The organism is Jiangella mangrovi (assembly GCF_014204975.1).
Lineage (GTDB): Bacteria > Actinomycetota > Actinomycetes > Jiangellales > Jiangellaceae > Jiangella > Jiangella mangrovi.
The window spans coordinates 4,453,954-4,465,267 of sequence record NZ_JACHMM010000001.1 but is presented as its reverse complement, the minus strand read 5'-3'; the positions used below and the strand labels follow the sequence as shown (position 1 = coordinate 4,465,267).

The 11,314-nt window shown below is 70.8% G+C and carries 14 protein-coding genes; 9 read left to right on the top strand and 5 right to left on the bottom strand.

Going from position 1 to position 11,314, the window contains the following annotated elements; translation table 11 throughout:
* Positions 1-175: 175 nt before the first annotated feature.
* From HD601_RS20750 to HD601_RS20735, 4 genes are read right to left on the bottom strand one after another with little or no spacing between them, the layout of a single operon-like run.
* Positions 176-946 carry an ABC transporter permease gene (locus HD601_RS20750; protein WP_425503422.1) on the bottom strand — a complete coding sequence of 257 codons (771 nt, stop codon included), beginning with the start codon at positions 944-946 and terminating at the stop codon, positions 176-178.
* On the bottom strand, positions 943-1,872 hold the full coding sequence (locus HD601_RS20745; protein WP_184825057.1) for an ABC transporter ATP-binding protein: 930 nt from the start codon (positions 1,870-1,872) through the stop codon (positions 943-945). The genes HD601_RS20750 and HD601_RS20745 overlap by 4 nt, the downstream gene beginning before the upstream one ends.
* A 42-nt stretch (positions 1,873-1,914) precedes the next feature.
* The gene (locus HD601_RS20740; RefSeq protein WP_184825055.1) at positions 1,915-2,133 is read right to left on the bottom strand and encodes a DUF6458 family protein; all 219 of its coding nucleotides are present in this window, start codon (positions 2,131-2,133) and stop codon (positions 1,915-1,917) included.
* Positions 2,134-2,173: 40 nt separating this feature from the next.
* Complete coding sequence (locus HD601_RS20735) at positions 2,174-2,845, bottom strand: hypothetical protein (RefSeq protein ID WP_184825053.1); 672 nt, start codon at positions 2,843-2,845, stop codon at positions 2,174-2,176.
* Positions 2,846-2,988: 143 nt separating this feature from the next.
* Here HD601_RS20735 and HD601_RS20730 point away from each other — a divergent pair, with 143 nt between their 5' ends.
* The 9 genes from HD601_RS20730 to def are packed head-to-tail and all read left to right on the top strand — an operon-like array spanning position 2,989 to position 10,498.
* Positions 2,989-3,735 (top strand): helix-turn-helix transcriptional regulator, encoded by a 747-nt coding sequence (locus HD601_RS20730; RefSeq protein ID WP_184825051.1) that lies wholly within the window; start codon positions 2,989-2,991, stop codon positions 3,733-3,735.
* On the top strand, positions 3,732-5,144 hold the full coding sequence (sufB, locus tag HD601_RS20725; protein ID WP_184825049.1) for a Fe-S cluster assembly protein SufB: 1,413 nt from the start codon (positions 3,732-3,734) through the stop codon (positions 5,142-5,144). Before HD601_RS20730 ends, sufB begins: the two co-directional genes overlap by 4 nt.
* A gap of 55 nt (positions 5,145-5,199) precedes the next feature.
* Positions 5,200-6,420 (top strand): Fe-S cluster assembly protein SufD, encoded by a 1,221-nt coding sequence (sufD, locus tag HD601_RS20720; RefSeq protein WP_184825047.1) that lies wholly within the window; start codon positions 5,200-5,202, stop codon positions 6,418-6,420.
* Between the two features lie 31 nt (positions 6,421-6,451).
* On the top strand, positions 6,452-7,210 hold the full coding sequence (sufC, locus tag HD601_RS20715) for a Fe-S cluster assembly ATPase SufC (RefSeq protein ID WP_184825045.1): 759 nt from the start codon (positions 6,452-6,454) through the stop codon (positions 7,208-7,210).
* 54 nt (positions 7,211-7,264) lie between these two features.
* Complete coding sequence (locus HD601_RS20710; protein ID WP_343076435.1) at positions 7,265-8,530, top strand: cysteine desulfurase; 1,266 nt, start codon at positions 7,265-7,267, stop codon at positions 8,528-8,530.
* A complete protein-coding gene (gene sufU, locus HD601_RS20705; protein WP_184825043.1) occupies positions 8,527-8,988 on the top strand; it encodes a Fe-S cluster assembly sulfur transfer protein SufU in 462 nt (153 codons plus the stop codon). The genes HD601_RS20710 and sufU overlap by 4 nt, the downstream gene beginning before the upstream one ends.
* The gene (locus tag HD601_RS20700; RefSeq protein WP_184825041.1) at positions 8,985-9,302 is read left to right on the top strand and encodes a metal-sulfur cluster assembly factor; all 318 of its coding nucleotides are present in this window, start codon (positions 8,985-8,987) and stop codon (positions 9,300-9,302) included. Before sufU ends, HD601_RS20700 begins: the two co-directional genes overlap by 4 nt.
* Complete coding sequence (locus tag HD601_RS20695) at positions 9,299-9,922, top strand: HAD family hydrolase (RefSeq protein ID WP_184825039.1); 624 nt, start codon at positions 9,299-9,301, stop codon at positions 9,920-9,922. The genes HD601_RS20700 and HD601_RS20695 overlap by 4 nt, the downstream gene beginning before the upstream one ends.
* Before the next feature lie 30 nt (positions 9,923-9,952).
* The gene (gene def / locus HD601_RS20690) at positions 9,953-10,498 is read left to right on the top strand and encodes a peptide deformylase (RefSeq protein ID WP_184825036.1); all 546 of its coding nucleotides are present in this window, start codon (positions 9,953-9,955) and stop codon (positions 10,496-10,498) included.
* A gap of 121 nt (positions 10,499-10,619) precedes the next feature.
* Here def and HD601_RS20685 read toward each other — a convergent pair whose 3' ends face one another.
* Complete coding sequence (locus tag HD601_RS20685) at positions 10,620-11,210, bottom strand: dihydrofolate reductase family protein (protein WP_184825028.1); 591 nt, start codon at positions 11,208-11,210, stop codon at positions 10,620-10,622.
* Between the last annotated feature and the right edge of the window lie 104 nt (positions 11,211-11,314).

The window sequence follows — 11,314 nt, the reverse complement described above, 5'->3', positions numbered from 1 at the left end:
GGAAATCGTGGTGGGCGGCCCAGCAAGCGCCCCCGACCTCGCCAGGTCGTCGTGGGCGGGTTACTACCGCCAGAGCAGCAGTAGCTCGCCCACGACACTCGTCGGGTGGGACTTCTCCTCGTCAGGGCGGGAAGAAGTCCCTCCTGACGGCACCGTCGAAGCGGGCGCCCCGCCGCTACTCCCAGCGGAACCAGCGCGCCGCAGCGGCCAGGCCGGTGACCGCCCACACGGCCAGCACGGCCACCGAGCCCCACGGCAGCCCGTCGCCGTCGGCGAGAACCGACCGCAGGCCATCGGCCAGCGCCCCCGTCGGCGTCAGCTCCACGACCGCCCGCACGCCCGACGGGAACCCGGACAGCGGAATCACCACGCCACCGAGCACCAGCAGCAACAGGTACACCAGGTTCGCCGCCGCCAGCGTCGCCTCCGCGCGCAGTGTCCCGGCCATCAGCAGTCCCAGCCCGGCGAACGCCAGCGTCCCCACGACCAGCAGCACCGCCACCGACACTGCGGACCCCGAAGGCCGCCAGCCCAGCGCCAGCCCGAGCCCGCACACCACCGCCACCTGCAGGGCCTCGACCACCAGCACCGTCAGCGCCTTGGCCAGCAGCAACGCCCACCGGGGGAGCGGCGACGCCGCCAGCCGCTTCAGTGCGCCGTAGCGGCGCTCGTACGCCGTCGCGATCGCCAGCGACGTGAACGCCGTCGACATCACGCAGAGCGCCAGGATCCCCGGCACCAGGAAGTCCACCCGCGAATACGCGCCCGTGTCGAACACCGGCGCGGCCGTCAGCAGCCACAGCAGCACCACGGGGATCGCGGCCGTCAGCAGCAGCTGCTCGCCGTTGCGCACCAGCAGCCGGACCTCGAACAGCGTCTGGGCGAGCAGCATCCGCCCGACCGGCGCACCTCCTGGCGCGGGCGCGAACACCGAAGACCCGCTCACCGGGCCGGCCTCCCCGCGCCGATCAGCTCCAGGTACACGTCCTCCAGCGACCGGTGACCCACCTGCAGGCCCTCGGCCAGGATGTCGTTGGCCGCGCACCAGGACGTCAGCGTCGCCAGCAGCCGCGGGTCCACGACGGCGGCCACCTCGTACGCGCCCGGCGTCACCTCGCGCACCACCGCGCCGTCCGGCAGCGCGGCCCGCAGCGACGCGACGTCCAGCCGCGGAGGTCCGCCGAACCGGATGACGTCGTCGGACACGCCGCTGGTCAGCTCGGCGGGCGTTCCCTCGGCCAGCACCCGCCCGGCATCGACGATCACCACGTGGTCGGCCAGCCGCTCGGCCTCGTCGATGAGGTGCGTCGTCAGCACGACGGTGACCCCGGCGGACCGCAGCTCGTCGAGCAGCGCCCACGTCGACCGCCGGCCCGCGGGGTCCAGCCCGGCGGTCGGCTCGTCGAGGAACACCAGCTCCGGCCGTCCCACCAGCGCCGCCGCCAGCGCGACCCGCTGCCGCTCACCGCCGGACAGCCGCCGCAGTGGCGCCGTCGCCCGGCCCAGCTCCAGCCGGTCGACCAGGGCACCGACGTCCAGCGGGTGCGCGTGCAGCCGGGCCAGGTGCGTCAGCAGCTCGGCCGGCCGGGCGCCGGGGTAGAAGCCGGCGCCCTCCTGCAGCATGACGCCCACCCGCGGCCGCAGGCGGACGCCGTCGCGCGACGGGTCCAGGCCCAGCACGCGCACGGTCCCGGAGTCGGGACGGCGGAAGCCCTCGCAGATCTCGATGGTCGTGGTCTTGCCGGCGCCGTTGGGCCCCAGCACGGCGGTGATGCTCCCGGCCGCGACCCGCACCGAGAGTCCGTCGACGGCGGTGACCGTGCCGTAGCGCTTGACCAGAGTGGAGATCTCCACGGCCGGCGCTGCGCTCATCCCGCGATCCTCGCACGATGCGAGCACCCGGCCGACAACCGGTCAGACCTCGCCGCCGACATCGTCCTGCTCGTCGACGACCTCCGGCTCGCGCGCCGCGCGCGCCGGGCCGACCACGAACGCCAGCGCGAAGATCAGCAGGCCGACACCGGTGAGGATCCAGCCGATGACGCTCAGGTCGAACGCGCCGACGCGGTCGCGCACGCCCAGCGCCAGGATCAGCCCCAGCGTCATCAGGAAGATGCCACGGCCAAGGGTCATGCCCACTCCGTACCCCTACGAGAACCCGGACAAACGACGCTCAGCCGCCGTGCCGCCACGCCTCCGCCGGCACCCGGTCGAGCACGTCGGCCATCGCGTCGAGCCTGGTCAGCAGCCGCTCGGGGCCCAGGTGCCCGCCGTCCCACGCGATCATCTCGGACCCAGAAAGCCGCCACTCCCACGCCGGCCCGTCCAGCAGCCCCTGCACCACCAGCGGCTGCAGCACCGTCGCCGCGAACAGCGGGTCGGCGCAGGCGACGTGGTACCGCCGCTCGAACCGCTCGTCCCCGACCTCGGCCCCGGGCAGGTCCAGGGCCCGCGCCAACGCACCGCTGACGGCGTTCTGCCTGGTCACGGCCAGCTCCGGCACCGAGCCGGGCAGCGGGACCACGACGACGGCGTGCCGGTGCGGGATCGCGGTCTTCGCCGTGGCCGAGGGCGTCACCTCGTAGAGGTACTCGAATGCGGTGAACTCGCGGCCCCGGTGCGTCCCGCGGACGACGGGGCGCGCGACGCCGCCGCCGGGGTGGAACGGGGGACCGGGCCAGCGCCGGGTCAGCTCGTCGTCGGACGCGGCGAAGCCCCAGTCGCGCGACCGTACGAACTCGCGCAGGTCGGCGTGACGTCGCCGGGCTGCGAACCGCGTGTACCGCACGACGACGAGCACCGCCAGGGCCAGCGCGGCGAAGAGTAGGACGACCAGAGCCTCCACGGCGAACCACCTCCGACCGGCGGCGTACCCGCCCGGACCGTATCCAACCGGGTCCGAGCAGCAACGAAGGTAAGGCTGACCTGCGTGACGCATCGCACGGCAAGGAGGTTGAGTCGGCGAATGAAAAAGAGCACGATGGTGTTGTGAAAAACGTGCGCGACGCTGTCCGGGCCCCGGGGGACGACCCCGGTGTCCAGGAGGCGCACGCGCGCACCCGCGAGCGGGTCGCCCGCTCCATCCTCGAGAACGGCCCCTCGACGGCGGCCGCCCTGGGCGAGCGCCTGGGCCTGACGCCGGCGGCGGTGCGCCGCCACCTCGACACCCTGCTCGCCGAGGGCGTCATCGAGGCTCGCGAGGAGCGAGTCTACGGCCACCGCGGCCGGGGCCGTCCGGCCAAGGTCTTCGTGCTCACTCCGGCCGGACGCGACGCGTTCGAGCAGGCCTACGACGACCTCGCCGTCGGCGCGCTGAAGTTCCTCGCCGAGACCGGGGGAGAGCACCTCGTCACGGAGTTCGCGCGTCGCCGGATCGCCGACCTCGAAGAGCGCTACCGGCCTATCATCGAATCGGTAGCTCCGGAGCAGCGCGCGGCCGCGCTCGCCGACGCCCTCAGCGCCGACGGCTACGCCGCCTCGGCCCAGGCCTCGCCGGTCACCGGCGAGCAACTGTGCCAGCACCACTGCCCGGTGGCGCATGTCGCCGAGCAGTTCCCGCAGTTGTGCGAGGCCGAGACGGAGGCGTTCGCCCGGCTGCTCGACACCCACGTCCAGCGCATCGCCACCATCGCGCACGGCGAAGGGGTCTGCACCACGCACATTCCCCGAAGCGGCACCGCCACGGGGACCACAGGAAAGCAGAACGACTCCGCGGAGAGGATCTCCCAGATATGACCACCACCGCTCACCCCGAGCTCGAGGGCCTGGGTCGTTACGAGTACGGCTGGGCCGACAGCGACAGCGCCGGCGCCGCCGCCAAGCGCGGGCTGAACGAGACCGTGGTCCGCGAGATCTCCGCGCTCAAGAACGAGCCCGAGTGGATGCTCGAGACGCGGCTCAAGGCCCTGCGCCTGTTCGACAAGAAGCCCATGCCGACGTGGGGCGCCGACCTCTCGACCATCGACTTCGAGAACATCAAGTACTTCGTCCGGTCGACGGAGAAGCAGGCGGCCTCGTGGGACGAGCTGCCCGAGGACATCAAGAACACCTACGACAAGCTCGGCATCCCCGAGGCCGAGAAGCAGCGCCTCGTCGCCGGCGTCGCCGCGCAGTACGAGTCCGAGGTCGTCTACCACAAGATCCGCGAGGACCTCGAGGAGCAGGGCGTCATCTTCCTCGACACCGACACCGGTCTCAAGGAGCACCCCGAGCTGTTCAAGGAGTACTTCGCCTCGGTCATCCCGGCCGGCGACAACAAGTTCTCCGCGCTCAACACGGCGGTCTGGTCCGGCGGCTCGTTCATCTACGTGCCCAAGGGCGTCCACGTCGAGATCCCGCTGCAGGCCTACTTCCGCATCAACACCGAGAACATGGGCCAGTTCGAGCGGACGCTGATCATCGCCGACGAGGACTCCTACGTCCACTACGTCGAGGGCTGCACCGCCCCCATCTACACGTCGGACTCCCTGCACAGCGCGGTCGTCGAGATCGTGGTGAAGAAGGGCGCCCGGGTCCGCTACACGACCATCCAGAACTGGTCGAACAACGTGTACAACCTGGTGACCAAGCGCGCCACGGCCGCCGAGGGCGCCACCATGGAGTGGATCGACGGCAACATCGGCTCCAAGATCACCATGAAGTACCCGGCCATCTACCTCATGGGCGAGCACGCCAAGGGCGAGACGCTGTCGCTCGCGTTCGCCGGCGAGGGCCAGCACCAGGACTCCGGGTCCAAGATGGTGCACCTGGCGCCCAACACCTCCAGCTCCATCGTGTCGAAGTCGGTGGCCCGCGGCGGCGGCCGCACCTCCTACCGCGGCCTGGTGCAGGTCATGCCGCGCGCCAGCCACTCCGCCAGCACGGTGCGCTGCGACGCGCTGCTGGTCGACACCATCTCGCGCTCGGACACCTACCCGTACGTCGACATCCGCAACGACGACGTCTCTATGGGCCACGAGGCCACCGTCTCCAAGGTCAGCGAGGACCAGCTCTTCTACCTGATGAGCCGCGGCCTCACCGAAGAGGAGGCCATGGCCATGATCGTGCGCGGGTTCATCGAGCCCATCGCGCGCGAGCTGCCCATGGAGTACGCGCTCGAGCTGAACCGGCTGATCGAGCTGCAGATGGAGGGCGCGGTCGGCTGACGGCGCCGCCGCACCCACCGCACCAAGCAGCCCGAGACCCCACGAGAGAGAGCAGATGACCACCGACACGGCTCAGCAGGCCGCCCAGCACGGCCTCACCGAGCACTCGCACGGCGCCGGTGCGCCCGACCACGGCGGCAGCGCCTTCGACACCGTCGCCTCGTTCGACGTCGCCGACCACGTCGTGCCGCACGGCCGCGAAGAGGAGTGGCGCTTCACGCCCATGGCGCGGCTGCGCGGCCTGCACGACGACACCCCGCTCGACGGCCACGACTACGAGGTCAGCGTCGACGCCGACCCGCGCGTCGTCGTCGAGACCGTCGAGGCCACCGACCCGCGCCGCGGCTCGTCCGGCTACGTGCCCAACGACCGCGCCAGTGCCCGGGCCTGGGCCGAGGCGGACAAGGTGCTGGCCATCACGGTCCCGGCCGATGTCGTCGCCGAGAAGCCCACCGTGGTCCGGCTGCGCGGCCTGAGTGCCGAGAAGGCCGCCGCCGGCCACGTCGTCATCACGGCCGAGCGGTTCAGCCAGAGCGTCGTCGTCCTCGAGCACGAGGGCTCGGCGGCGTTCCTCGACAACGTCGAGGTCGTCACGCACGACGGCGCCAAGCTCACCCTGGTGAGCCTGCAGGACTGGGCCGGCGACTCCGTCCACCTGTCGCACCACCACGTCAGCGTGGGCCGCGACGCCGTCGTCAAGCACGTCGTGGTGAGCTTCGGCGGCGACCTCGTGCGCACGTCGGTCACGCTCGACTACTCCGCGCCCGGCGGCGACGCCGAGCTGCTCGGCCTGTACTTCGCCGACAGCGGCCAGCACCTCGAGAAGCGCCTGTTCGTCGACCACAACCAGCCCAACTGCCGCAGCAACGTGCTCTACAAAGGCGCGTTGCAGGGCTCCAAGGCGCACACGGTGTGGATCGGCAACGTGCTCATCCGGCCGGCCGCCGAGGGCATCAACACCTACGAGCTCAACCGCAACCTGGTGCTCACCGACGGCGCCCGCGCCGACTCCGTGCCGAACCTCGAGATCGAGACCGGCGAGATCGAGGGCGCCGGGCACGCCAGCGCCACCGGCCGGTTCGACGACGAGCAGCTGTTCTACCTGATGGCCCGGGGCATCCCGGCCGACGAGGCCCGCCGGCTGGTCGTGCGCGGCTTCTTCACCGAGCTGATCAACAAGATCGGCGTACCGGAGATCGCCGAGCGGCTGACCGCCACCGTCGAGCGCGAGCTCGCGCTGGGCGAGGGCCTGCCGGCCGCCACCACGACGCACTGACCACCGAGAACACCCGAGAGGCATCGAGAGAATGAGCACCCTGGAGATCCGCGACCTGCACGTCTCCGTCGAGACCGAGGCCGGCCCCAAGGAGATCCTGCGCGGCGTCGACCTCACCGTCCAGAGCGGCCAGACGCACGCCATCATGGGCCCCAACGGCTCGGGCAAGTCGACCCTGGCGTACTCCCTGGCCGGGCACCCGAAGTACACCGTCACCAGCGGTGAGGTGCTGCTCGACGGCGAGGACGTGCTGGCCATGACGGTCGACGAGCGGGCCCGCGCCGGCCTGTTCCTGGCCATGCAGTACCCGGTCGAGGTGCCGGGCGTGTCGGTGTCGAACTTCCTGCGCACCGCCAAGACTGCCGTCGACGGCGAGGCCCCGAAGCTGCGCACCTGGGTCAAGGACGTCAAGCAGGCCATGGACCAGCTGGCCATCGCCGACGACTTCGCCGAGCGCGACCTCAACACCGGCTTCTCCGGCGGCGAGAAGAAGCGCCACGAGATCCTGCAGCTCGAGCTGCTGAACCCGAAGTTCGCCGTCCTCGACGAGACCGACTCCGGCCTCGACATCGACGCGCTGCGGGTCGTGTCCGACGGCGTCAACCGCTTCTCCGCGGCCGGCGACAAGGGCGTCCTGCTGATCACGCACTACACGCGCATCCTGCGCTACATCAAGCCCGACTTCGTGCACGTCTTCGTCGGTGGCCGCGTCGCCGAGGAGGGCGGCCCGGAGCTGGCGGAGAAGCTGGAGGAGAAGGGCTACGTCGACTACGTCGGCACCCCCGCCTGACCCCGTCGGCACCCCAGGCCGGCACCGTCGTCGATCATCATCGAGGAGCGAGACGTGAGCGCACCGCACAGCCCGCTGGACGTGGATCGGGTCCGCAAGGACTTCCCGATCCTCGAACGGCGGCTCGCCGGTGACAAGCCGCTGGTCTACCTCGACTCCGCGAACACCTCGCAGAAGCCGGCGGCGGTGCTCGAGACCCTCGCCGAGCACTACTCGCGGCACAACGCCAACGTGGCGCGGGCCGTGCACCAGCTCGGCGAGGAGTCGACGGCGGCCTACGAGGGCGCCCGCGACAAGCTCGCGGCGCTGATCAAGGCGCCCAGCCGCGACGAGATCATCTTCACCAAGAACGCCTCCGAGGCGCTCAACCTGGTGGCGCACACGCTGGCCAGCGGCCTGGCCGACGACCCGCGCTACCGCCTCGGCCCGGGCGACGAGATCGTCGTCACCGAGATGGAGCACCACTCCAACATCGTGCCGTGGCAGCTGGCGGCGAAGCGCACGGGCGCGGCGTTCCGCTGGTTCGGGCTCACCGACGAGGGCCGGCTCGACCTCTCGACCATCGGCGAGCTGATCAACGAGCGGACGAAGATCGTCTCGTTGGTGCACCAGTCGAACAGCCTCGGAACCGTCAACGACGTCGCGACGGTGGTGGCGCGGGCCCGCGAGGTGGGCGCGCTGGTGCTGCTCGACGGCTCGCAGTCGGTGCCGCACCAGCCCATCGACGTCAATGAGCTGGGCGTCGACCTCCTCGCGTTCACCGGCCACAAGATGGTCGGGCCCACGGGCATCGGCGTGCTGTGGGGCCGGCGCGAGGTCCTGGACGGGCTGCCCCCGTTCCTCGGCGGTGGCGAGATGATCGAGACCGTCGAGATGACGGGGTCGACGTTCGCCGGCATCCCGCACAAGTTCGAGGCCGGCACCCCGCCGATCGCGCAGGCCATCGGTCTCGGCGCGGCGGTGGACTACCTGACCGGCGTCGGGCTGGACCGCATCCACGACCACGAGCAGGCGATCACGGCGTACGCGCTCGAGAAGGTGCGCGGCGTCGACGGCGTCCGCATCATCGGGCCCGACTCCATGGAGTCGCGCGGCGGCACCGTCTCGTTCGTCGTCGACGGCATCCACCCGCACGACGTCGGCCAGCTCCTCGACGAGCAGGGCGTCGCCGTCCGCGTCGGGCACCACTGCGCGCGGCCGGTCTGCGTCCGGTACGGAATACCCGCGACGACCCGAGCGTCGTTCTACCTGTACACGACGTTCGACGAGATCGACGCGCTCGCCGACGGTCTCCATCAGGTGAAGAGGTTCTTCGGGTGAGCGACAGCCTGTACCAGGAGATCATCCTGGACCACTACAAGCACCCGCACGGGCGCGGGCTGCGCGAGCCGTTCGGCGGCGAGGCGCACCACGTCAACCCCACGTGCGGCGACGAGATCACCGTCCGGGTCGCGCTCGACGGCTCGACCATCACGGACGTGTCCTACGAGGGTCAGGGCTGCTCCATCAGCCAGGCGTCGGCGAGCGTGCTGCACGAGCTGCTGACGGGGTCTTCGGTCTCCGACGCGTTCGAGACCGAGCGCGTGTTCGTCGAGCTGATGCAGGGCAAGGGACAGATCGAGCCCGACGAGGACGTGCTCGGCGACGGCATCGCCTTCGCCGGCGTCGCCAAGTACCCGGCCCGGGTCAAGTGCGCGCTGCTGAGCTGGATGGCTTTCAAGGACGCGACGGCGCGGGCCATGGCCGGCCCCGTCACCGTTGAGGAGGATGCACGATGACCACCACCGTCGACCTCGAGGACCTCAAGGAGGCCCTCCGCGACGTCGTCGACCCCGAGCTGGGCATCAACGTCGTCGACCTCGGCCTCATCTACGGCGTCACCGTCGACGAGCAGAACGTCGCTACCGTCGACATGACCCTCACCAGCGCCGCCTGCCCGCTGACCGACCTCATCGAGGAGCAGGCCGCGGCCGCCACCGACGGTCTGGTCGCCGAGCTGCGCATCAACTGGGTGTGGATGCCGCCGTGGGGGCCGGACAAGATCACCGATGAGGGACGTGAGCAGCTCCGGGCGCTCGGCTTCAACGTATGAGCGCGCCCGAGGCGGTCGTCTTCGACCTCGGGGGAGTGCTCGTCGACTGGGACCCGCGCTACCTGTACCGGACGCTGCTGCCGTCCGAGGAGCACGTGGAGCGGTTCCTGGCCGAGGTCACCACGCCTGCCTGGAACGCCGAGCAGGATGCGGGGCGGACGTGGGCCGCTGCGGTCGCGTCGTTGACGGCGTCGTTTCCCGAGCATGCTTCGCTGATCGCCGCCTACGACGAGCGGTGGATCGAGACCATCGGCGGGCCGATCGAGGAGTCGGTCGAGCTGCTGCGTGAGCTGCGCTCGTCGGGCTCGGTGGGGCTGTACGCACTGACCAACTGGTCCGCGGAGAAGTTCCCGCTGGCGCTCGAGCGGTTCGAGTTCCTGTCCTGGTTCGAGGGCATCGTGGTGTCCGGGACCGAGCGGCTGGTGAAGCCGGACCCGCGGATCTTCCAGCTCCTGCTCGACCGCTACGGCCTGGACGCGGCGTCGACGGTGTACATCGACGACAACCCGCCCAACGTCGACGCCGCCGCCGAGCTGGGCCTGACGAGCCTGCACTTCACCGACCCGGATCGGCTGCGCGACGAGCTGTCGCAGCTGGGTCTGGTCGCTTCGTCGTCGTAGTCGTTCCTGATCGTTCCCGAGGAGTAAGAGATGGCCGTCCGTCCGATCCGCCTGTTCGGCGACCCGGTGCTGCGCACCCAGGCCGAGCCGGTGGTCGACTTCGACCGCGAGGTCCAGCAGCTGGTCAACGACCTGATCGACACCATGCAGGCCGCGCCCGGCGCCGGCCTCGCCGCCCCGCAGATCGGCGTCTCCCTCCGCGTCTTCACCTACGACGTCGACGACGTGGTCGGTCACCTCATCAACCCGTCGCTCGAACTCTCCGAGGAGGAGCAGTTCGGTCCCGAGGGCTGCCTCTCCCTCCCCGGCCTCGAGTACGACTGCCGCCGGGCGCTGCGCGTGGTCGCGCACGGCTTCAACATGTACGGCGACCCGGTCGCCATCGAGGGCTCGGACCGGCTGGCGCGGGCGATCCAGCACGAGACCGACCACCTCGACGGCGTGCTGTTCATCGACAAGCTCGACCGCGAGGCCCGCAAGGCCGCCATGAAGGTCATCCGCGAGGCCGACTGGGCCGGCGAGGAGGCCCCGGTCATCAAGGACTCGCCGCACGCCACCTTCGGCCACGCCTTCTGATCCGGCTTGGCCGCCTTTCGGCGTTGATCTTGGAGTAACCGCGGAGTTCCGGTCCGAAATGTCCGATGAATCCCGCGGATTCTCCAAGATCAACTTTGTTCGACGGTGCGAGCGGCTGGGCTCACGCCGTCGGGCGGGCGTCGTAGCGGAGGAGGGCCAGCTGCGAGTCGCCCAGGCGATGCGCGTCCAGCAGCCGCAACGGCGTCCGCGGCCCACCGTCCCACACCGGGGTCCCGCCGCCGAGGAAGGCCGATCCCACCAGCAGGTGGACCTCGTCGAGCAGGCCGGCCCGCAGCAGTGACGTCCACAGCGTCCGGCTGCCGAACACGATGATGTCGCCGTCCGCGCCCGAGGCCTTCAGGTCGGCGACCACGGACGCGGCCTTCGCGCGCGGCACGAACAGCGCCTCGCCCCACGGGGACGACGGGTCCGGCGCCGGGCGGTCGGACACGACGACCTTGTCGATCGCCGTCGTCAGCCGCGAGATCTCGCGCTCGACCTCGGGCACCTCGGGCTGCGACGCCACCGGCGGCCAGTAGGAGCGGAACCCCTCGTACGAGGTGCGGCCGAGCAGCAGGGTCGACGCGGCGCGCAGGCGCGCCGCGTTGTAGTCGTCGAAGGTCGAGTCGAACGGCATGACCATGACGTCCTGGCCGGGGCCGTTGTAGTAGCCGTCGGCCGAGACGATGTTCGTGACGATGAGCGTGCGCATGGTGTCTCTCCTCAACATGTGAAGAACGGTCACCAGGGCAGAGACACCGCGCGCGCAGGATTCATCGGTCCACGACGGGGATATCGACGCCGCTTGCGTTCGCT